The sequence below is a fragment of the Allobosea sp. CS1GBMeth4 genome, from assembly GCF_900185715.1.
Taxonomy (GTDB): domain Bacteria; phylum Pseudomonadota; class Alphaproteobacteria; order Rhizobiales; family Beijerinckiaceae; genus Allobosea.
The window spans coordinates 117,725-138,605 of record NZ_FYAS01000019.1 but is presented as its reverse complement, the minus strand read 5'-3'; the positions used below and the strand labels follow the sequence as shown (position 1 = coordinate 138,605).

At 68.1% G+C, this 20,881-nt stretch carries 25 protein-coding genes; 19 read left to right on the top strand and 6 right to left on the bottom strand.

Annotated features, from left to right (window positions below; all coding sequences use genetic code 11):
• Positions 1-24 precede the first annotated feature (24 nt).
• Positions 25-1,491, bottom strand: coding sequence for a cation diffusion facilitator family transporter (locus tag CS1GBM4_RS12005; RefSeq protein ID WP_186418953.1), 1,467 nt, complete (start codon positions 1,489-1,491; stop codon positions 25-27).
• Positions 1,492-1,570: 79 nt separating this feature from the next.
• Here CS1GBM4_RS12005 and CS1GBM4_RS12000 point away from each other — a divergent pair, with 79 nt between their 5' ends.
• From CS1GBM4_RS12000 to CS1GBM4_RS11945, 12 genes are all read left to right on the top strand, one after another.
• The gene (locus CS1GBM4_RS12000) at positions 1,571-2,020 is read left to right on the top strand and encodes a VOC family protein (protein ID WP_186418952.1); all 450 of its coding nucleotides are present in this window, start codon (positions 1,571-1,573) and stop codon (positions 2,018-2,020) included.
• A 69-nt stretch (positions 2,021-2,089) separates the two neighbouring features.
• Positions 2,090-2,335: a type II toxin-antitoxin system VapB family antitoxin gene (locus CS1GBM4_RS11995; protein ID WP_186418951.1), complete on the top strand. Its 246-nt coding sequence runs from the start codon at positions 2,090-2,092 to the stop codon at positions 2,333-2,335.
• Complete coding sequence (locus CS1GBM4_RS11990; RefSeq protein ID WP_186418950.1) at positions 2,335-2,745, top strand: type II toxin-antitoxin system VapC family toxin; 411 nt, start codon at positions 2,335-2,337, stop codon at positions 2,743-2,745. The genes CS1GBM4_RS11995 and CS1GBM4_RS11990 overlap by 1 nt, the downstream gene beginning before the upstream one ends.
• 24 nt (positions 2,746-2,769) lie before the next feature.
• Entirely contained in the window at positions 2,770-3,816 is a 1,047-nt protein-coding gene (locus CS1GBM4_RS11985; RefSeq protein WP_186418949.1) for an aldose epimerase family protein, read from the top strand.
• Positions 3,817-3,821: 5 nt separating this feature from the next.
• Complete coding sequence (locus CS1GBM4_RS11980; RefSeq protein ID WP_186418948.1) at positions 3,822-4,715, top strand: PfkB family carbohydrate kinase; 894 nt, start codon at positions 3,822-3,824, stop codon at positions 4,713-4,715.
• 103 nt (positions 4,716-4,818) lie between these two features.
• Complete coding sequence (locus CS1GBM4_RS11975; RefSeq protein ID WP_186418947.1) at positions 4,819-5,676, top strand: urease accessory protein UreD; 858 nt, start codon at positions 4,819-4,821, stop codon at positions 5,674-5,676.
• A 10-nt stretch (positions 5,677-5,686) separates the two neighbouring features.
• Positions 5,687-6,037: a hypothetical protein gene (locus CS1GBM4_RS11970; RefSeq protein ID WP_186418946.1), complete on the top strand. Its 351-nt coding sequence runs from the start codon at positions 5,687-5,689 to the stop codon at positions 6,035-6,037.
• Positions 6,034-6,654, top strand: a complete 621-nt coding sequence (locus tag CS1GBM4_RS11965) for an urease subunit gamma (RefSeq protein WP_186418945.1) — start codon at positions 6,034-6,036, stop codon at positions 6,652-6,654. Before CS1GBM4_RS11970 ends, CS1GBM4_RS11965 begins: the two co-directional genes overlap by 4 nt.
• A 116-nt stretch (positions 6,655-6,770) precedes the next feature.
• A complete protein-coding gene (locus CS1GBM4_RS11960; RefSeq protein WP_186418944.1) occupies positions 6,771-7,607 on the top strand; it encodes a DUF1003 domain-containing protein in 837 nt (278 codons plus the stop codon).
• Between the two features lie 38 nt (positions 7,608-7,645).
• On the top strand, positions 7,646-8,233 hold the full coding sequence (locus tag CS1GBM4_RS11955; RefSeq protein ID WP_186418943.1) for an HD domain-containing protein: 588 nt from the start codon (positions 7,646-7,648) through the stop codon (positions 8,231-8,233).
• A gap of 12 nt (positions 8,234-8,245) precedes the next feature.
• Positions 8,246-9,982, top strand: a complete 1,737-nt coding sequence (ureC, locus tag CS1GBM4_RS11950) for an urease subunit alpha (protein ID WP_186418942.1) — start codon at positions 8,246-8,248, stop codon at positions 9,980-9,982.
• 293 nt (positions 9,983-10,275) lie between these two features.
• Positions 10,276-11,304, top strand: coding sequence for an ABC transporter substrate-binding protein (locus tag CS1GBM4_RS11945; protein WP_186418941.1), 1,029 nt, complete (start codon positions 10,276-10,278; stop codon positions 11,302-11,304).
• Between the two features lie 69 nt (positions 11,305-11,373).
• Here CS1GBM4_RS11945 and CS1GBM4_RS11940 read toward each other — a convergent pair whose 3' ends face one another.
• On the bottom strand, positions 11,374-12,417 hold the full coding sequence (locus CS1GBM4_RS11940) for an amino acid ABC transporter substrate-binding protein (RefSeq protein ID WP_186418940.1): 1,044 nt from the start codon (positions 12,415-12,417) through the stop codon (positions 11,374-11,376).
• 211 nt (positions 12,418-12,628) lie between these two features.
• Here CS1GBM4_RS11940 and CS1GBM4_RS11935 point away from each other — a divergent pair, with 211 nt between their 5' ends.
• Both CS1GBM4_RS11935 and CS1GBM4_RS11930 read left to right on the top strand, forming a co-directional pair.
• Positions 12,629-13,369 carry an urease accessory protein UreE gene (locus tag CS1GBM4_RS11935; RefSeq protein ID WP_186418939.1) on the top strand — a complete coding sequence of 247 codons (741 nt, stop codon included), beginning with the start codon at positions 12,629-12,631 and terminating at the stop codon, positions 13,367-13,369.
• Positions 13,370-13,372: 3 nt separating this feature from the next.
• Positions 13,373-14,050: an urease accessory protein UreF gene (locus CS1GBM4_RS11930; RefSeq protein WP_186418938.1), complete on the top strand. Its 678-nt coding sequence runs from the start codon at positions 13,373-13,375 to the stop codon at positions 14,048-14,050.
• A gap of 15 nt (positions 14,051-14,065) precedes the next feature.
• Here the strand turns inward: CS1GBM4_RS11930 and CS1GBM4_RS11925 are convergent, their stop codons facing one another.
• The gene (locus CS1GBM4_RS11925; protein WP_186418937.1) at positions 14,066-14,641 is read right to left on the bottom strand and encodes a DUF2059 domain-containing protein; all 576 of its coding nucleotides are present in this window, start codon (positions 14,639-14,641) and stop codon (positions 14,066-14,068) included.
• A 92-nt stretch (positions 14,642-14,733) separates the two neighbouring features.
• Here CS1GBM4_RS11925 and ureG point away from each other — a divergent pair, with 92 nt between their 5' ends.
• The 5 genes from ureG (at position 14,734) to CS1GBM4_RS11900 (ending at position 18,154) form a co-directional block, all read left to right on the top strand.
• A complete protein-coding gene (gene ureG, locus CS1GBM4_RS11920) occupies positions 14,734-15,366 on the top strand; it encodes an urease accessory protein UreG (protein ID WP_186418936.1) in 633 nt (210 codons plus the stop codon).
• A 10-nt stretch (positions 15,367-15,376) separates the two neighbouring features.
• The gene (locus CS1GBM4_RS11915) at positions 15,377-15,952 is read left to right on the top strand and encodes a HupE/UreJ family protein (protein ID WP_186418935.1); all 576 of its coding nucleotides are present in this window, start codon (positions 15,377-15,379) and stop codon (positions 15,950-15,952) included.
• Between the two features lie 68 nt (positions 15,953-16,020).
• Positions 16,021-17,166 (top strand): alpha-D-ribose 1-methylphosphonate 5-triphosphate diphosphatase, encoded by a 1,146-nt coding sequence (locus CS1GBM4_RS11910; protein ID WP_186418934.1) that lies wholly within the window; start codon positions 16,021-16,023, stop codon positions 17,164-17,166.
• Between the two features lie 47 nt (positions 17,167-17,213).
• Positions 17,214-17,597 (top strand): hypothetical protein, encoded by a 384-nt coding sequence (locus tag CS1GBM4_RS24570; protein ID WP_244607181.1) that lies wholly within the window; start codon positions 17,214-17,216, stop codon positions 17,595-17,597.
• A gap of 173 nt (positions 17,598-17,770) precedes the next feature.
• Positions 17,771-18,154, top strand: coding sequence for a DNA-binding protein (locus CS1GBM4_RS11900; protein ID WP_348522323.1), 384 nt, complete (start codon positions 17,771-17,773; stop codon positions 18,152-18,154).
• 30 nt (positions 18,155-18,184) lie between these two features.
• On the opposite strand, the gene CS1GBM4_RS11895 is transcribed toward CS1GBM4_RS11900, so the two are convergent.
• Genes CS1GBM4_RS11895 through CS1GBM4_RS11885 form a run of 3 tightly spaced genes read right to left on the bottom strand, consistent with a single transcriptional unit; the run spans position 18,185 to position 20,805 of the window.
• Positions 18,185-18,823, bottom strand: a complete 639-nt coding sequence (locus CS1GBM4_RS11895; protein ID WP_186418932.1) for a VOC family protein — start codon at positions 18,821-18,823, stop codon at positions 18,185-18,187.
• Positions 18,824-18,866: 43 nt separating this feature from the next.
• Positions 18,867-20,063: a mannonate dehydratase gene (gene uxuA, locus CS1GBM4_RS11890; RefSeq protein WP_186418931.1), complete on the bottom strand. Its 1,197-nt coding sequence runs from the start codon at positions 20,061-20,063 to the stop codon at positions 18,867-18,869.
• 40 nt (positions 20,064-20,103) lie between these two features.
• Positions 20,104-20,805, bottom strand: coding sequence for a GntR family transcriptional regulator (locus tag CS1GBM4_RS11885; protein WP_210201574.1), 702 nt, complete (start codon positions 20,803-20,805; stop codon positions 20,104-20,106).
• Positions 20,806-20,881: the final 76 nt, after the last annotated feature.

Genomic DNA, 20,881 nt, shown 5'->3' with positions numbered 1-20,881 from the left:
AGCCGGAGAGGACGGCGGAAGCCGTCAGGGCAGGGCATGGAACCTGCCGGCCGTGACCGCCGGCTCGGCATGGCTGACCAGGCGGCAGACATCGGGCCGGGCCTCGCGCACCCTGCGCTCGATCTTGTCGACGGCCATGTGCACGGCGGCGATGTCGAGCGCCGCGTCGGCGCGGCAGTGGTAATTCACCACGAGGCCGTTGCGGGTCTCGCGGACGCGGACGCTGTGGATGTCGCGGATCGGGCCGCCGCCCTCGCACAGGCGGGCGGCTTCCTGCGCGATCGCCTTGCCGATCGCCTCGACCACCTCCCAGGGCGCGTTGTGGCCGGAGGGCTGGCCGGTCTCCATCGGCTCGATATGGGTGTCGACCTCGGTCTCGCCGCCGAACTCGGCGCGGATCGCGTTCTCCAGCCGGCTCGCGACCTCGTGGGCCTCGCCGAGCGGGAGTAATGCGTCGACCTCCATGTCGAGCGAGACGGCGAGGCGCTCGCCGATCGTGTGGACGCTGACATGGTGCACCGGCACCTTCATCTTCAGCGCGATCAGCAGCACCCGCTCCAGCGCCGTCTCGTCGTCGACCTGGACCGGGCTGGCGGTGACCGTCAGCGCCGAATCCGGCTCCGCCGCGACCAGCGCCCGCAGCAGCTCGTCCTTGATCGCGCTGACGCGATCGAGCGGCAGCGTCCGCGAGACCTGGATGCCGATCTCGCCCTGCACGACGCCGCCGGCGGGCCTCAGGCGCAGCCATTCGACATTGACGACGCCCGGCACGCCCTGCGCCGCTTCGCGCAGGCGCTCGGCGACGCCCTTCGGCGCCGCGTCGATCAGCGTGTCGATGGTGCGCCGCCCCAGCCTGAAGGCGGTGGCGATCATGAACAGCGCCAGCGCCAGCGCCGTCGCGCTGTCGGCCATCGGCACGCCGATCCGCGTCAGCACCAGGCCGAGCAGGACCAGCGCCGTGCCGACGAAATCGGTGGCGAAGTGCAAGGCCTCGGCCGAGAGCGCCTCGCTGCGAGTCTCCTTCGCGACCGTCGTCAGCGTGCGCCAGCGCGTCGCGTCGACCATCAGCGAGAACAGCAGCACGCCGACCACGAGCGGCGTCACCGCGACATGCGGCTCGCTGCCCGTCCACAGGCGGTTGGCGGCTTCCCACAGGATCGCGCCCGAGAGCCCGAACAGGATCGCGGTCTCCAGCAGCGCCGCCAGCGCCTCGAGCTTGCCATGGCCGTAATGGTGCTCGTCATCGGCCGGCTTGTCGGCCGCCCGCACCGCGAACCAGGTGAACATCGTCGAGCCGATGTCGATCAGCCCCTGCAGCGCGTCGGTCAGCAGGGCGAGCGAGCCGGAGACCAGGGCCGCGCCGAACTTGGCGAGCGTCAGCACCACGCTGGCGATCACGGAGAGCGTCGCGGCCTTCTGCTTGACCCGGGAGACCTCTCCGGGCGACACCGGGCCGGCCGGGTTTGGCGTGCGATCCTGCGTTTCGCTCATGATGGGTCCGCGCGAGCCCTCTTGGATACGGCCGGGTTTGGCCCGATCCATCCGCCAGATCAACCCCGGGAGACGAACAGTGCGCTATCTCCACACCATGGTCCGCGTCACCGACCTCGACGCCGCCCTCGATTTCTACGTGACCAAGTTCGGCCTGGTCGAAACCCGCCGGATCGAGAACGAGAAGGGCCGCTTCACCCTCGTCTTCCTCGCTGCGCCCGATGACGCGGCGGCGGTGAAGGAGCAGGGCAGCCGCGGCCGCCCGACGCTGGAGCTGACCTATAACTGGGATCCGGAGGTCTATACCGGCGGGCGCAATTTCGGCCATCTCGCCTATGAGGTCGACGACATCTACGCGACCTGCGACAGGCTGATGAAGGCCGGCGTCACCATCAACCGGCCGCCGCGCGACGGCAACATGGCCTTCGTCCGCTCGCCCGACAACATCTCGATCGAGATCCTGCAGAAGGGCGAGCCGAAGGCGCCGGCGGAACCCTGGCTCAGCATGCCGAACACCGGGACGTGGTGAGGCGGGCGCAGTTGTTGTTGGCGCTGATATCACCATCTGATATCAGATGGTGATATCATGGAGGGCGGCATGGCTATCCTCATAAGGGACCCCGAAGTCGATCGCCTGGCGAGGGAGTTGGCGCAGGAGCGCGATTGCACATTGCAAGAGGCGATCGGCCACGCTTTGCGGCTCGAAAAAGAGCATCGTGCCCAGCGGCGGGCGCGTATCCATGCTGCGTTTGAAACGGCGCAAGCAAGGCTCGCCCAGTATCCGACCATCGACGACGGGCTGACTCACAAGGAATTCTGGGATCGCGAATACGGCGACGCCTGATGTTCCTGGATGCATCGATCATCGTGGCGATCATACTGAAAGAACCGGAGATCGCCGCGATTGAGGACGCGGTCACCGAGGCCGATCGGCTGCAAACCTCGCCATTGGCCGTGTTCGAGGCGGCTTCTCGCCTCGTCTCGGTCAAGCGCATCGACTTTGTCAGCGCTCGCGACGCAGTCGTGAGTTTGCTCGACCGGATCGAAGCCGACATTATCGAAGTGGGCATGGCGCAGATGAACGTCGCCCATGTCTGCGCGGCCCGTTATCATCGTCTGACCAACCACCCCGCCTGCCTCAACATGGGCGACTGCTTCGCCTATGCAGCGGCGCTGACATCCGGCCTAAAGCTCGCCTACACGGGCAATGATTTCGTCCACACCGATATCGACGGCATCCGCTTCGGAGCCTGACATCCAGCTTCGGAGTGCTCTGCCTTGACCAAGACCTTGTTCGGTCATCTCGACGACGGCATGCCGATCCACGAGGCCGTGCTGCGCTCTCCCGGCGGGGCCGAGGCGCGGGTGATGGAATGGGGCGCGGTGCTGCGCGATCTCGTCGTGCCGCTCCCGAAGGGCGGGCGCCAGCGCGTCGTGCTCGGCTTCGCCGATTTCGCCGATTATCCGAAGCACTCCCCGCATATGGGCGCGATCGCCGGCCGCTATGCCAACCGCATCGGCGGCGGCCGCTTCGTGCTCGACGGCGTCGAGTACCGGACCCCGCTCAACGAGCACGGCCGGAATTCGCTGCATGGCGGCGGGCAGGGCTTCGGCAAGCGGTCCTGGACGCTGGTGCATCACGACGAGGCGAGCGCGACCTTGGCGCTGGTCTCGCCCGCGGGCGACGCCGGCTATCCCGGCCGGCTCGAGGTCTTCTGCCGCTACAGCCTGGCCGGCGCCGCGACCCTGCGGATCGAGCTGACCGCGACCACCGACGCGCCGACCATCGTCAACCTGGCGCATCACTCCTATTTCCGCCTCGACGACGCGCCGGACATCCTCGATCACGAGCTGGAACTTCGGGCCAATCTGATGACGCCGGTCGATGCCGACCTGATCCCCGACGGCTCGCTCGCCTCGGTCGCCGGTACGCCGTTCGACTTCCGCAAGGGCCGGCCGATCCGCTGCACCGATGCGGACGGCGCGCGCTTCCGGTACGATCACAACTACCTGCTCCGGCGCGACCGCCGCGAGCCGACGGCGGCGACCGGCCTCGAACTCGCCCATGCCGCGACCCTGCGTTCGGGCCGCTCGGGCCTCGCCATGCAGGTGTGGACCACAGAGCCGGCGCTGCAGGTCTATGACGGCTCCAAGCTGGATACCCCCGTCGCCGGGCTGGACGGCCTGCCCTATGGCGCCTGCGCCGGGATCGCGCTCGAACCGCAGCATGTGCCGGATTCGCCCAATCTCCCGCATTTCCCGTCGACGGTGCTGCGCCCCGGCGAGGTCTATCGCCAGATCAGCGAATTCAGGTTCGGAGCCTAAGTGGCATGGCCGGCGTCTTCTGTCTCGGTATCGCGACGCTCGATTATGTCTACAGCGTCGAGCGCGTGCCCCATCCCGGCGAGAAGGACCGGGCCCGCGACCTCGTCGTCACCGGCGGCGGCTGCGCCGGCAGCGGTTCGGCCGCGATCGGCCGGCTCGGCGGCAAGGCCTGGCTGGCGACCAGGCTCGGCGACGACGCGGTCGGCGACACCATCGTCGCCCAGCTGCGGCAGGACGGCGTCGACACCTCGCTCTCGCCGCGCTTTCCGGGCCTGCGTTCGCCGGTCTCCTCCATCCTGATCGACGCCCAGGGCGAGCGGATGGTCGTTTCCTATACCGATCCCGGGACGCCGCTCGCGACCGACTGGCTGCCCGGGACGCTGCCGGCCGGCGTCGACGCGGTGCTGGTCGACACGCGCTGGGGCGAAGGCTCGCTCGCCGCGCTGAAGCTCGCCCGCGCGGCGGGCGTGCCCGGCGTGATCGACGGAGACCGCCAGCCGACCCATCCCGAAATGGTCACCACCGCGAGCCATGTCGCCTTCAGCGAGAAGGCGCTGAGCGAGATCTCCGGCGGGCAGGAGCCGCGGGCGGCGCTGGAGGCGCTCGCGCGCAATGCCCGGAACTGGCTGGCGGTGACGCTCGGGCCGCGCGGCGTGCTCTTCATGGAGAAGGGCGGCATCGCCCATCTGCCCGCCTTCCCGATCGAGGCGGTCGACACGCTCGGCGCCGGCGATGTCTGGCATGGCGCCTTCGCGCTGGCCCTGGCCGAAGGGCAGGGGGAACGCGAGGCGGTGCGCTTCGCCTCGGCGGTGGCGGCGATCAAGTGCACCCGCTTCGGCGGCCGGGCCGGCACGCCGACGCGCGAGGAGGTCGAGGCCTTCCTCGCGGCTCATCCATAGCGCCGCGATCTGCTCATTATTTGGGCGCTCTCCGGCCTGGGCCCTCTTGCCCGGCAAAGGAGGGCGCGGAACACTGCGGCACCGTTCGCCGATCGACGCCCGCATGTTCGCGCCCGCGCTGCCGCAGCCCCTCGAACCGCTGTTGCCGGACTATGTCCGCGCCGATGGCGGCGTGCGCCTGCGCTTCGGCCGGGTCGGCCCGCGCACCATGCGCCTTGAGCTCGCGGAGAGCGGCGGCTACCGCGCCCGCTTCCCCACCGCTTATGACGAGCGCTGCGAGGCGGTGCTGATCAACACCGCCGGCGGCATGGCGGGCGGCGACCGTGCCGTCACGCGCATCGCCCTCGATCCCGGCGCCCGGGCGGTGGTGACGACGCAGGCCGCCGAGAAGATCTATCGCAGCCAGGGCAGCCAGACGCGGGTCGAGACCCGGATCGAGGTCGGAGCCGGTGCCGAGCTCGCCTGGCTGCCGCAGGAGACGATCCTGTTCTCGGGCTCGCGCCTGTCGCGCAGCCTCGATGTCGCGCTCGCGGCCGATGCCGGCTTCATCGCCGCCGAGACGCTCTATTTCGGCCGCTCCGCCATGGGTGAGAGCCTGGCGCGCGGCCTGCTGCATGACCGCTGGCGCATCCGCCGCGAGGGAAGGCTGATCTTCGCCGAGGATCTCCGGCTCGACGGCGCCATCGACGCGGCGCTGGGACGCAAGGCGGTCGGGCAGGGCGCGCGCGCCGCCGCGACCGTGTTCGTGGCGGGCCCGGGCCAGCCGGACAAGCTCTCCGGCATCCGCGCCGTGATCGACGGCGATCCCGCCTTCGCCGCGGTCGAGGCCGGCGCCGGCATTCTCGACGGCTTCCTCCTGATCCGCCTCCTCTCGCCCGATGCGCAGGCGCTGCGTCGCGCCCTCGTCATGCTGCTCGGGCATGTGATCGGCCGTGCGCTGCCGCGCACCTGGTCAACGTGAGGAGAGCGTCATGCTGGCGATCCAGGGACTGAAATGCGTCTATGATACCGGCTCCCGCGGCTGGGCGATCGAGCTCGCGCTGAAGGGCGAGGGCGAGGAAGCCCTGCGCCGCTTCGATGTCGACGGCCCCGAGGATGCCGAGATGCTGATCGAGGCCTTCGACGAGTCGACCTCGAGCAGCTTCGACCCGGCGACGGGCGAGATCGTCTTCGCCTACGAATACGCCAGCCTCGACGACGAGGACGAGGACGAGGCTGAGACCGGGACGGACGAGGACGAGGAAGACGGCGAGGACGCCGACGTCGCCGAGGACGACGAGGACGAAGTCGCCGAAGACGAGGACGAGAAGGTCAAGGCATGAATCTGACGCCGCGCGAAAAGGACAAGCTCATCGTCGCCATGGCGGCCATGGTGGCGAGGCGAAGGCTCGAGCGCGGCGTCAAGCTCAACCATCCCGAGGCCGTCGCGCTGATCACCGACTTCGTGGTCGAGGGTGCGCGCGACGGCAGATCCGTCGCCGAATTGATGGAAGGCGGCGCCCATGTCCTCTCCGCCGACCAGGTCATGGACGGCATCGCCGAGATGCTGCACGACGTGCAGGTCGAGGCGACCTTCCCGGACGGGACCAAGCTCGTCACCGTGCACGAGCCGATCCGAGGCTCGTCCGGCCGCCTGAAGCCGGGCGAGGTCACGACGCTGCCGGGCGAGCTCATCCTCAACGAGGGCCGCGAGAGCCTGACGCTCACCGTCTCCAACACCGGCGATCGGCCGATCCAGGTCGGTTCGCACTACCATTTCTTCGAGGCCAATCCGGCGCTCGCCTTCGAGCGCGAGCGGGCTCGCGGCTTCCGGCTCGACATCCCGGCCGGCACCGCCGTGCGCTTCGAGCCCGGCCAGACCCGCGAGGTCCGGCTCGTCGCGCTCGCCGGCAAGCGCGAGGTCTACGGCTTCCGCCAGGAGGTCATGGGCAAGCTCTGAGGTGACGGACCGCATTTGCGTCGCGATTGCCCGTCAGCGTCGCGCGGGCGGCATCGGGGCTTCCTTCCCTCGCCGCGCGACGCCATGCTGGAACGACGAGTCCAAGGCTGCCTGCAATGCAAGACGACGCTGTGCTCCCGTCCGTCCCGACGCCCGACGCCGGCAAGGCCAAGCGCGGCGTCTGCGCCATCAGCGGCGCTGAGCTCAGCCGCAAGAGCCTGATCGCGCTCGAGGCGCTGCGGCCTTCGCTGGTCGAGCATATCCGGCGCGACTTCCCCGAGCTCGACGACGGCAGCCTGATCAGCCTCAAGGAGCTCGCGCGCTACCGTACCCGCTATGTCGAGGAGATCCTGCGCGAGGAGCATGGCGAATACTCCGATCTCGACCGCGAGGTCGCCGAAAGCATCGCCCGGCAGGAGACCATCGCCGAGAATGTCGAGGACGATTTCGCCGAGCGGCGCACCCTGGGCGAGCGCCTGTCGGACGGGCTCGCCAGCTTCGGCGGCTCCTGGGCCTTCCTGATCAGCTTCGGCGTGGTGCTGTTCGGCTGGATGGCGGCGAATATCGCGATGGCGGCCAATGCCTTCGATCCGTACCCCTTCATCCTGCTTAACCTCGTCCTGTCCTGCCTTGCCGCCATCCAGGCGCCGATCATCATGATGAGTCAGAAGCGGCAGGAGGCGAAGGACCGCCTGCGCTCCTTCAACGACTACCAGGTCAACCTCAAGGCCGAGCTCGAGGTCAGGCACCTGCACGAGAAGATCGACCATCTGATCACCCGGCAGTGGCAGCGTCTCGCCGAGATCCAGCAGGTTCAGCTCGAAATGCTGCAGGAGGCGCAGCTCCCGCGCCGCAAGCCGAAGCGGCGCAAGAAGCCGGCGGCGAAGAAGAAATCGGCAGCGGTCGCGGCGGAGGCGCGGACCGAGGACGGTGCTATCCCTGTCGACGGCTGATGGACGGAGAAACCCGCCGGTTCTGAAAGGAGCGGCCGATGCGCATATACGATCGTATTCTGCGCGACCATATTGCCCTCGTCACGCATGCCGCCGGCTTCGCCGCGCGCGTTCATGCCGGCCAGACGCGCAAGGGCGAAAGCGGCCCGGCCTTCATCCTGCATCCCGCCGAGGTCGCCGATCTGCTAGCCAAGGCGCTGGAGCAGCCCGATGCCGACCTCGTCGCGGCCGCCTGGCTGCATGACGTCGTCGAGAAGACGAAGATCGGGCTCGAGGAGATCGAGGAGCTGTTTGGCCCCAGGGTTGCATCCCTCGTCGCCGAAGTGAGCGACGACAAGAGCCTGCCGGAGGCGGAACGGCATCGCATGCAGATCGAGACGATCGGCGAGAAGAGCGAGGCGGCCCGCCTGTTGCGGCTCGCCGACAAGATCAGCGGCCTGCGCGAGCTCGCCGAGGACCCGCCGGCGGGGTGGGACATTGCGCGCCGGCGCGATTGGCTGCGGTTCGCGACCGATGTCGCCGCCGGTTGCCGTGGTCTCAATGCCGCGCTCGATCTGCTCTTCGATCAGGCGGCCGCCGCTGCGGCCGGTAGCATTGACGAGATGCCGGCTCGGCCGGCTGGTTGACGAGGATAGCCCATGCCCTTCGCCTTTCCGCGCAACGCCTATGCCGCGATGTTCGGCCCGACCACCGGCGACACGGTTCGCCTCGGCGACACCGAGCTCGTCATCAGGGTGGAGAAGGACTTCACCACCTATGGCGAGGAGGTGAAGTTCGGCGGCGGCAAGGTCATTCGCGACGGCATGGGCCAGTCGCAGGTCAGGAACGCCGACGGCGCGGTCGACACCGTCATCACCAACGCGCTGATCCTCGACCATTGGGGCATCGTGAAGGCCGATATCGGCATCCGCGCCGGCCGCATCTGCGCCATCGGCAAGGCCGGCAATCCCGATATCCAGGCCGGCTTCGGCAATTTTGCGCCTGAGGAGACGATCATCGTCGGCCCCGGCACCGAGGTCATTGCCGGCGAGGGCAAGATCGTCACCGCCGGCGGCTTCGACAGCCATATCCACTACATCTGCCCGCAGCAGATCGAGGATGCGCTGATGAGCGGGCTCACCACCATGCTCGGCGGCGGCACCGGCCCGGCCCACGGCACGCTGGCGACGACCTGCACGCCCGGCCCCTGGCATCTGGGCCAGATGATCAGGGCCGCCGACGCCTTCCCGATGAACCTCGCCTTCGCCGGCAAGGGCAATGCCGCGCTCCCCGGCGCGCTCACCGAGATGGTCGAGGCCGGCGCCTGCGCGCTCAAGCTGCACGAGGACTGGGGCACGACGCCCAGCGCGATCGACAACTGCCTCTCGGTCGCCGACGAATACGACATCCAGGTGATGATCCATACCGACACGCTGAACGAGTCGGGCTTCGTCGAGGACACCGTCGCCGCCTTCAAGGGCCGCACCATCCACGCCTTCCACACCGAGGGGGCCGGCGGCGGCCATGCGCCCGACATCATGAAGGTCGCCGGGCTGCCGAACGTCCTGCCGTCCTCGACCAATCCGACCCGGCCGTTCACCGTCAACACGCTCGACGAGCATCTGGACATGCTGATGGTCTGCCATCATCTGTCGCCGTCGATTCCCGAAGATCTCGCCTTCGCCGAGAGCCGCATCCGCAAGGAGACGATCGCCGCCGAGGACATCCTGCACGATCTCGGCGCGCTCTCGATGATGTCATCGGACTCGCAGGCCATGGGCCGCATCGGCGAGGTGATCACCCGCACCTGGCAGACCGCGCACAAGATGAAGCTCCAGCGCGGGCCCCTGCCGGAGGATGCCGGGACCGGCGCCGACAATTTCCGGGCGAAGCGCTATGTCGCCAAGTACACGATCAACCCGGCGATCGCCCACGGCATCTCGCGCCATATCGGCTCGGTCGAGATCGGCAAGCTCGCCGACCTCGTCGTCTGGTCGCCCGCCTTCTTCGGCGCCAAGCCGGACCTCGTCATCAAGGGTGGCTCGATCGCGGCTGCGCCGATGGGCGATCCCAACGCCTCGATCCCGACGCCGCAGCCGGTGCATTACCGGCCGATGTTCGGCGCCTTCGGCAAGGCGGTGAGCGCGACCTCGCTGGTCTTCGTCTCGCAGGCGGCGATGGCGAACGGGCTGAAGGGCCGGCTCGGCACCGAAAAGGAGATGGTCGCGGTCGAGAACACCCGCGGCGGCATCTCCAAGAAGAGCATGATCCACAACGACGCGACCCCGGACATCCGGATCGATCCGGAGACCTATGCGGTGGTGGCGGACGGCGAACTCCTGGTCTGCGAGCCCGCGAAGGAGCTGCCGCTGGCGCAGCGCTATTTCCTGTTCTGAGCATCTTCCGGGGCACCGCGCGGCGGCGAACCCGGATCCAGGAATGCGAGCCTCGACGTCATTGCGACGAGCGACGCGACGAAGCAATCCAGGAGGCGTAGAGCGCTGCCGCTCCCGGATTGCTTCGCTTACGCTCGCAATGACGACATTTTCGCCTGGCCGTGTCGTGGTCGTGGGTTGGGCCGCCCCGGAATGACGGCAATCATGCGAGGGGTGGGACATCCTGGTTGACAGTCGGAAGCGGCTCGCTTCCTGTGTCGGCTAAAGAAAATCGGCCGACCAGGGAGGTTGCCTTGTTCCGTCTCACCCACGCCGCCGCGCTCGCCGGCGTCGCTTTCGCCGCCCTCGCGACGCCCGCCGCCGCCCAGGGCCAGGTCACCGTCTACTGCTCGATCCTCGAGGAGCAGTGCCGCGAAGGCGCCGCGATCTTCGAGAAGGCGACCGGGATCAAGGTCCAGATGGTGCGCAAGTCGACCGGCGAGGTCTACGCCCAGGTCAAGGCCGAGGCGACCAATCCGCGCGGCGACGTCTGGTGGGGCGGGCCGGGCGAGCCGCATCTGCAGGCCGCCGCCGAGGGGCTGCTCGACGAATACAAGTCGCCCAGGCTGGCCGAATTGCACGATTGGGCCAGGCGCCATGCCGAGCAGTCGAAATTCCGCACCTCCGGCATCTATCTCGGTGCGCTCGGCATCGGCTACAACACCGAGACCCTGAAGAGCCGGAAGCTGCCCGAGCCGAAATGCTGGGCCGATCTGCTCGATCCGAAGTTCAAGGACGAGGTCCAGGTCGCCGATCCCAGCTCGTCCGGCACGGCCTATGTCTTCCTCGCCACCACCGTCCAGCGCCTCGGCGAGGACAAGGGCTTCGACTTCCTCAAGAGCCTGCACAGGAACATCAGCCAGTACACCAAGTCCGGCATCGCCCCGGTCAAGGCGACGGCGCTCGGCGAGACCGCGGTCGGCATCGCCTTCATGCACGACATGCTGACGCAGAAGCTGCAGGGCGCGCCGATCGGCATCGTCGCTCCCTGCGAGGGCACCGGCTACGAGACCGGCTCGGTCTCGGTGATCAAGGGCGGCAAGAATCCCGAGGCCGCGCGGAAGTTCGTCGACTTCGCGCTGTCGCCTGAGGCGCAGGACATCAACGCGAAGCTCAAGATCAACTCGATCCCCTCGAACAGGAACGCGAAGCTCTCACCGGACGCGCCGAAATTCGAGGAGATCAAGCTGATCGATTACGACACCCCGCGCTGGGGCAGCCCGGCCGAGCGCTCGCGCCTGCTGAAGAAGTTCGACGACGAGGTGAAGGCGCTGCCGCGCTGACGGCGGCGTCGATTTAGTAGCACTGGTCCAAGCCAGTGCGACTAAACGCTTGTTGTTGATTATAGGCGATCACCGCACCGGCGGTGCGTATTGCAGGCCGCCCTGCGTCCACAGCCGGTTCATGCCGCGCGGCAGGTTGAGCGGCGACTTGGCGCCGAGATGCCGGTCGAAGCTCTCCCCGTAATTGCCGACCGCCTTGATGATGCGCACCACCCAGTCATTGCTCAGCCCGAGGCCCTCGCCGAACTTGCCCTCGCTGCCGAGCAGGCGCTTGATCTCGGGATTGGTCGATTTCGCCATCTCGTCGACATTGGCCTGGGTGATGCCGAGTTCCTCGGCATTGAGCATGGCGTAGACTGTCCAGCGCACGATATCGAACCAGCCGTCGTCGCCCTGGCGGACCCAGGGGCCGAGCGGCTCCTTCGAGATCATCTCGGGCAGGAGCTCGTGCTCGGCCGGAACCTTGAGCTTCATCCGGTTGGCTGCCAGCTGCGACAGATCCGTGGTGTAGGCATCGCAGCGGCCGGCCTCATAGGCCTGGATCGTCTCGTCGAGGCCGGCATAGGCGATCACCTCGTACTTCATGCCGTGATTGCGGAAATAGTCGGCGAGGTTCAGCTCGGTGGTGGTGCCCTGTGCGACGCAGATCGAGGCGCCGTTGAGGGCTTTGATGTCCTTCACCCCCGTGCTCTTGCGCACCAGGAAGCCCTGTCCGTCGAAATAGTTGATCGCGGTGAAGTTGAGGCCGAAGCCGGCATCGCGGCCGAGCGTCCAGGTGGTGGTCCGCGACAGCACGTCGATCTCGCCGCTCTGCAGCGCCGTCAGCCGGTCCTTCGACGCCAGGGAGATGTATTTCGCCTTCTCCTGGTCGTTGAAGATCGCCGCGGCGAGTGCCCGGCAGAGATCGGTGTCGAAGCCGCGCCACTGTCCCTGGGCATCCGGCAGCGAGAAGCCGGCGACGCCCTGGCTGGTGCCGCAGACGAGATGCCCGCGCTGCCTGACCCGTTCGAGCGTCGTCTGGGCCTGAGCCGCCAGCGGCAGCGCCGCAGCGAGGCAGAGGCCCGCCAGAGCGCTGCCGAAACTGCGGGCGAGCTGTGCTGAAATCCTGAGCATGATGGTTCCCCCGGTCACTGATCCCCGGCGATCTAATCGGATCGGCAGCCGCCGGACCACGATTATTTAAGCGGCTAAGGGATTGGGCTGTGAATCCCGGTTCCCGTGCCGGGGGAATGCCGGGGCTTGCCTTGCGCCCGCTCCGGTGGTCGAAGTGGTGCGACCGCGATCGACTGATCGCCTTTTGATCCATCACGCCACGGGTTTCGTCATGCAGCGCGCCATCTCCGTCGTCCGCAAGGCCGCGGTCAAGCAGGACCGGGTCGTCGAGACGCTCACCCTCGACCATGAGGACCGCAACCGCCGCCGCGTCGCGCTCAAGGGCGACGGCGGCCGCGACATCCTGCTCGATCTCGACAAGCCGACGGCCCTGAACGACGGCGACGCCGTCAAGCTCGAGGACGGCTCGCTCGTGCTGATCAGGGCGGCGGCGCAGAAGCTGATCGAGATCACCGCCGAGAACCCGCTGCGCCTGATGCGCGTCGCCTGGCATATCGGCAACCGCCACACCCCGGCCGAGATCACCACCGACGCGATCTATATCGAGCACGACCATGTGCTGGCCGAGATGGTCCGCGGCCAGGGCTGCACGATGAGCGAGGTCGAGCGGCCGTTCCAGCCGGAGCGCGGCGCCTACGACCATGATCACGCCAATTGCGGCCACGAACACCACGGGCATCATCATCACGATCACGGTCATGATCACGCCCATGCCCATGGCGATGCCTGCGGCTGCGGCCATGACCACGGCCATCACGACCATCACCACGGTCATGAGCACGGCCACGACCATGATCATGCCAGCCATCGCCATGGCCACGGCCATGAGCAGCACGCCCATGGCGCCTCCTGCGGCTGCGGCCACGACCATCACGACGATCACGGCCACAAGCACGACCATGGCCATCACGGCCATGAGCACGGCCACAAGGGCCACAAGCACGATCACTGAGCCATGCAGGGCGCGCTCCTGCCCCTGATGGTCTGGCTGTCGCCGGCCTTCCCGGTCGGCGGCTTCGCCTATTCGCACGGGCTGGAATGGGCCTTGGAGGCCGGCGATCTCACGGGCGCCGAGGGCCTCGCCGATTGGCTCGATGCCCTGGTCGAGCACGGCGCGCTGCGCAACGACCTGATCCTCTTCGCCGCCGCCTGGCGGGCGAGCGGCGCGGGTGACGCGACGGCGCTGCGCGAGGTCGCGGAGCTGGCGCTCGCCCTGGCGAACTCGGCCGAGCGCCGGCTGGAGACGGTGACGCAGGGCAACGCCTTCGCCTCCGCCATAGCGGCCTCGTGGCCCTGCGCCGCCATCGACGCCCTGCGCGCCGCCTGGCCGGGCGACGTCGCCTATCCGGTCGCGGTCGGCGTCGCCGCCAGCGGCCACGGCCTGCCGCTCGCGCCTTCGCTCGAGGCCTTCGCACTCGCTTTCGTCGCCAACCTGGTCTCGGCCGCCGTCCGGCTCGGCATCGTCGGCCAGACCGACGGCCAGAAGGTCATCGCCAAGCTGACGCCGGCGTTGCAGCAGGCGGCGGTCCGGGCCGAGGCGATGGCGCTCGACGATCTCGGCGGCTGCGCCTTCCGCTCCGACCTTGCGAGCTTGCGACACGAGACCCAGTATTCGCGGCTGTTCCGGTCGTAGGCTTCGCCCGGCTGCTCAGTGCTTGTAGCCCCGCTTTTCCAGTTCGGCCTTGACGCGCGCTTCGATCGCTGGCCGGCGGGCAGCCATCGTCTGTTGCAGAGTGACGGTCAGACGCGCGGTAAATTCTCCGCCGAGTTGCGCGTGCTTTCGACCGACAGGGCTGACGGAAAACGCGCGCATCTGCTTGAGCTCCTCTACATCAAAATTCTCTTCGTAGAAGCGCGAGGTAATATTGACCAGGTCGCTCTTCATTGATTCGATTTCCTCGCGGATAAGTGGAGCCAGCGATAAGATGACCTGCCGAGCTTCGCTCGACTTGTTGCCGCTATTGCGCCAAGACTGGTCGAGGGCTGCGGCTGAGAGCTTGTCGATGTCGATAGCCTCCAGATTCGCCTGGGTGATCTCAATCGCAAGAGTGCGCTTTTCGTTGTCCGGACTCGGTTGCTGGGCACGGGCGACGTCCGCCCTACTGCCGAACGCCAGAAAGACAGCCGCTACGGTCATGACCCGCAGGACATGGACGGACCTATTCAAGGCATACATTTTGAATGTCCCCCACCCATTCACCGTGCCATAGGTCGCTATCGTCACGATTCCGATCAGGACACGCTCCCGAGCCTTTTGGCCGTTAGTCGAACGCTACGTGTGGCGCGGGCAAATGACAATCAGGAGATGAGACGCTCATGACCCGCTCCCCCCATGGCCCGCTGCGCGTCGGCATCGGCGGCCCGGTCGGCTCCGGCAAGACGGCGCTGATGGAGGCGCTGTGCAAGCGCATGCGCGACCGCTACGAGATCTGCGCCATCACCAACGACATCTACACCAAGGAGGATGCCCGCATCCTCACCGTCTCCGGCGCCTTGCCGGAGGAGCGCATCATGGGCGTCGAGACCGGCGGCTGCCCGCATACCGCGATCCGCGAGGACTGCTCGATCAACCTCGCCGCGGTCGCGGAGATGCGCGGCAAATTCCCCGCGCTCGACCTGATCCTGATCGAATCCGGCGGCGACAACCTCGCCGCCACCTTCTCGCCCGAGCTCGCCGACCTGACGATCTACGTCATCGACGTCGCCGCCGGCGAGAAGATCCCGCGCAAGGGCGGGCCGGGCATCACCCGTTCCGACCTGCTCGTCATCAACAAGACCGATCTCGCGCCTCATGTCGGCGCGGATCTTGCTGTGATGGACCGGGATTCGAAGACCATGCGCGGCAGGCGCCCCTATGCCTTCACCAATACGCGGGCGGGGGAGGGCGTCGACCTGGTCGTCGACTTCATCGAGACCGCCGGCGGCCTGAAGGCGCCGGTTCTGAGCTGAGGATGGTTTGATGATGCGCGCCACCGGATTTTTCGCCATGCTGCTGACCCTCGCCGCCGCGCCGGCTCTCGCCCATACCGGCGCCGGCCCGGTCGACGGCTTCGTCCATGGCCTGATGCACCCGCTGACCGGGCCCGACCATGTGCTGGCCATGGTCGCGGTCGGCCTCTGGGCCGGGCTGGTCGGCGGCAAGGCACGCATTGCCTATCCGGCGGCCTTCGTCGTCACCATGGCGCTGGCCGGGGCCTGGGGCATGGCGGGCGGCGCGCTGCCCGGCGTCGAGGTCGGCATCGCCTTCTCGGTGGTCATCCTCGGCGCCGCGATCGCGCTGAAGGCCTCGCCGCCGCTGGCGGCGGGCACGCTCGCCTGCGCCATCCTCGCCATCTTCCACGGCTTCGCCCATGGCGCCGAGCTGCCCGAGAGCGCCAGCGGCCTCGCCTATGCGCTCGGCTTCGTCCTCGCCACGGCGGCGCTCCACCTCGTCGGCATCCTGCTGGCCGGCGCCCTTGCCGCCCGCGCCCCGCTTCTCGCCCGAGTCGCCGGCGGCGGCCTCGTGCTCGCGGGCGTCGCGCTCCTCGCCGGCTGAGGCCGGCGTCATCGCCCTGTCATGAAGAGCGGCCAAGCGCGCCGTCCCTTCAGCGACGGAGACGCGGCGTGACTCTGCATATTACAGGCGGCGAGGTGCTCGCCCACGACGCGCTGATCCGTGCCGATCTGGTCACCGAGGGCGAGGACATCCTCGGCCTCGACGGCGCCGCTCCGGCCGGGGCTCTGCGCATCGATGCGGCCGGTCTTTACGTCCTCCCGGGCATCGTCGATTGCCATGGCGATGCCTTCGAGCGCCACATCATGCCGCGGCCGGGCGTCTCCTTCGCCATCGACCTCGCCTTGCGCGACGCCGACCGCGCCATCCTGGCGAGCGGCATCACCACGGCCTTTCACGGCGTCACCTGGTCCTGGGAGCCCGGCCTGCGCGGCGCGGAGAACGCCCGGCTGCTGGTCGAGCGCATCGCGGCGCTGAAGGCCGGGCTCGGGGCCGACACGCGCTTCCATCTGCGCCACGAGACCTTCAACCTCGCCGCCGAGGCGGAGATCATCGATTGGCTGGGATCGGGCCGCGTCGGCGTGCTCGCCTTCAACGACCACACCGGCGGCATCCTGAAATCGCGCGCCCGGCCGGACAAGGTCGCCAGGATGGTCGAGCGCACCGGCCTGACGCACGAGGACTTCACGGCGCTGGTGGACGATGTCTGGGCCCGCCGCGACGAGGTCCCGGCCGCGACCGAGCGCCTCGCCGCGGCGGCGCGCGCCGCCGGCGTGCCGGTCATGTCGCATGACGACATGACGCCGGAGATGCGGCGCTGGTACCGGGCCCTCGGCGTCGGCGTCGCCGAGTTCCCGCTCGACGAGGCGACGGCGCGCGAGGCTGCCGCCCATGGCGAGGCCATCGTCTTCGGCGCGCCGAACGTGGTGCGCGGCGGCTCGCATACCGGCTGCCCGGCGGCGGAGGAGATGGTGAGGGCAGGGCTCTGCACCATCCTGGCCTCGGACTACTATTATCCGGCCCTGCCGCTCGCGCCCTTCATCCTGGCGCGCAGCGGCGCCGCCAGCTTCGCTTCCGCCTGGCGGCTGGTCTCGCAGGGGCCGGCGCAGGCGCTCGGGCTCGTCGATCGCGGCGTCGTCGCGCCCGGCCGGCGCGCCGACCTCGTTCTGATCGCTCCCGGGCCCGAGCCGCGCGTCGTCGCGACCATCGCCGGCGGCCGCCTGGTGCATCTGGCGGAGCAGCGCGTTCTCGGTTGAGATCGAACGACGACTGCCGGCGGTTTGGATTCGAGCGATAAAGGTGTATGTTCGACAAATATCGGATTTTGTCGAACGAGAGGCGGGCGATGACGCGCAGGACAGTGAAAGCGTCCGATCACGAGGGCAAGCCCACGCCGGCGAGAGGCCGGAAGGTCGCACGAAATATCGCGATCGGCGAGTTCAAGGGCGTCGCCGCCGAGATCATGAAGAAGGCGAAGGCCTCGGGCCTGCTGAATGAAAAAGGCAGCCGCATAACCGGTCGCGTGAGCAAGGTCCTGGTCGAGCAGGCCAAGCGGCGGACAGGGATCACGGAGAACACGCAACTGATCGAGTTCGCCTTGGCCAGTCTGGCGCTGGAGGATAATTTCGCCGAGGCGTTCAAGAGCGTGAAAGGGGCTGTGGATCCTGATATCGAGCTCGGCTTCTGAGCGTGCCGGCTTTCGACTTTAGGTCTGCAGCGCGTCTGGCACGACCGACGGTCGCTTTGTCACGACGCTCCGACACGGATCTGCCTTTTGTCACGAGCGCAGATCTGGCGGGTCCGGGGCTTCTTCTCGACACCTGTGTCTATATCGATCAGCTGCAGGGACGATTGGACCCTATGGTCGAGCAGTTGATCGATACGCGCCATGTCCACCACCCTGCGGTCGCGATCCAGGAGCTCATGCATACTGTCGGCGTCCTGGACCCGGGCCATGCGGGAACGGCCGGGGTGATCGGCGCAATCGAAAAGCTCGTCGAGAGCATGCCGGCGCATCGCATAAGAGTTCCAGACGTCGACACGCTCGGCCGTGCTGCCGTCCTTTCGGGCGTTCTATGCCGTCTCTGCAGCTATCGGAACGATCATCGCCGCAAGGCGCTGCAGGACTGCATCTTGTATCTCCAGGCCTACAAGGACGGGCTTACGGTCGTCACGAGGAACGTCACGGATTTCGACTATCTGCTTCAACTCCTGCCGGCAGGCCGGGTCTTGATGTACCGATAGCCTAGGGCCTGTCTGCGTCCCGACGCTGGCTCAAGACAATTCCTTCATGCCCGCCGGTGTCTCGATCCGCGCCCGATAGCGCAGCTCGCGACCGGACGCGATCATCGGCGGGCGGTCGATGTCGAGTTCCTGATAGAGGGTCGCGATCAGGCCGGCATCGGGATGCTCCAGCGAGAACGAGCGCAGCCGGGCGCCGAGATCGGCCATCGTCGCCATCGAGCGCGGCTTGCCGCGCCGGTCGATGAGCGATGGAGCCGCGCCCGCAAGCGGAAGCGAGCCGCTTTCCGGGATGGCGAAGTCGAACAGCGGCTCGTCCCAGGGCAGGGCGAGTTTCCGGCCGAAGATGCGCTCGCGACCGGCGATGACGGCGTCGATCGCGTCGGTCCTCGCCACCCAGCCGCGCAGGCGCCGGCCCGCATCCCAGTCCGCCCGGACCTGCCGCTGGTCGTCGAGGCCGAACCAGCGCAGGCAGGGCGGCGCATCGCCATGCGGATCGAGCGCGACGATCTCCAGATAGGTCGTGCCGCCGAGCTGCAGCAGGTGGTTGTAGGTGCCCATATAGAGATGGCGCTGCCCGAACGGCACGTCGAGGTCGAGGCAGGCGCGCACATGCGCGATGCCTTCCTGCAATGTGGGGGCGATGACCGTCAGATGGTCGAGCTCGAGCATGCCGCCCTTTCGCGCCGGTTCCGAAGCGATGAGGCCGGCCGCCTCAGCTCGCATACCCCCTCACGCTCGCCAGCGCCGTCATGACGCCGCGCAATTCCGCCAGCCCGCGCAGGCGTCCCACCGCCGGATAGCCCGGGAACGAGCCCTTCCTGGCATCGTCGAGCAGCTCATGGCCGTGGTCGGGCCGCATCGGGATGCGCCAGTGCCGCCAGCCGGCGGCCTTGCGCCGCGTCTGCTCGGCCATCAGCACGTCGACGAGCGCGACCATGTCGGTATCGCCGCCGAGATGCTCGGCCTCCATGAAGGAGCCGTCCGGATCCTTGGCGACATTGCGCAGATGCGCGAACCAGATCCGCTCGGCGAAGCGGCGCGCGATTCCCGGGACGTCGTTCTCCGGATTGGCCCCGAGCGAGCCGGAGCACAGGGTCAACCCGTTCGCGGGGCTGTCGACCGCGCCGAGGATGAAGGCGATGTCGTCCTCGTCGGAGCAGATGCGCGGCAGGCCGAAGAGCGGCCGCGGCGGATCGTCCGGATGGATGCACATGCGGATGCCGACCTCCTCGGCGGTCGGGATCACCGCCTCGAGGAAGCGCTTCAGATTGGCGCGCAGCCCGTCATGGCTCATGCCGGCATAGCGCGCCAGGATGCGCTTCAGCCCCGGCACGTCGTAGCGGTCATAGGCGCCTGGCAGGCCGGCCATGATGTTCGCCATCAGCCTGGCGCGGTCGGCTTCGGAAGAGCGCTCGTACCAGGCCCTGGCCCTGTCCATCACCGCGGCGGAATGGCCTTCGTCGGAGCCCGGCCGCTGCAGCATTAAATGGTCGACGACGACGTATTCGTGCAGGTTGAAGCGCAGCGCCGTGCCTCCGCCCGGCAGAGGCTGGGCGAGGTCGGTGCGGGTCCAGTCCAGGACCGGCATGAAGTTGTAGCACACCACCTCGATGCCGCAGGCGGCGAGATTGCGCAGCGACTGGCGGTAATTGGCGAAGATGGCCTCGAGATCGCCTTCGCCGATTTTGACGTCCTCGTGCACGGGCAGGCTCTCGACCACCGCCCAGCGCAGGCCGAGGCTCTCGTCGCCTTCGATGATCGCCTTGCGCGCCTCGATCTCCTCGACGCTCCAGACCACGCCGTAGGGAATCTGGTGGAGCGCGTTGACGATACCGCGCGCGCCCGCCTGCCGGGCCTGGGCGAGCGTCACCACATCGTCCGGGCCGAACCAGCGCCAGGTCTGTTCCATCGTCGTCTGTCCTCTAGGGCTGCCGGCTGTCGCGGCATCGTCAATTGGGTTTGCCGAGCCGCGTGGCGAAGGCGTCGACATGGTCGCGCGCGATCGTCTCGATGGCATCGAACACGGTGCGCAGATGCGCCCGCATCGTGCGCTCGGCCGTGGCCTCGTCGCCGGCGCTGACCGCCTCGGCGATCCGGCGGTGTTCGCCGAGGATCATCTCCGACCAGCCATCCGTCGCGAGAGACAGGCAGCGCACCCGGTCGAGCTGGGCCTTGACGCTCTCGATCAGGTGCCAGACGGACGGGTGCCCCGACAGCCGTGCCAGTTCCGCATGGAAGCCCTCGTCGCTGCGAAAGAAGCCGGCCCGGTCGCCTTCCGCGAGCGCCTGCTCCTGCTGCCGGATGAAGGCGGCGAGGCGGGCCTTTCCGGGCTCGTCGATCTTCTGCGCCGCCAGGGCGACCGTGCGGCATTCCAGCGTCTCGCGCACGAACTGGCTGTCGTAGACGGCCGCGAGGTCGATCGGCGCGACGAAGGTGCCGACCTGCGGCACCACCACGAGGAACCCCTCCTCGACCAGCCGCTTGAACGCCTCCCGCACGGGCGTGCGGCTGACGCCGAACTGCAGCGCCATGCGCGCTTCCGAGATCGCCTCGCCCGGCCGCAACGCCGCATTCAGGATGTCGCCGCGCAGCGCCCGGTGGATCTGGTCGGTGCTCTGTCGTGTCGCGGCGACGCCCATTGCCAAGCTCATGTTCACTAGTATACTAGGATACCGGCCCTGACGGAGGCGTCAACTCCGAAAGCCGTAATTTCAGTGAGCGCCGGTG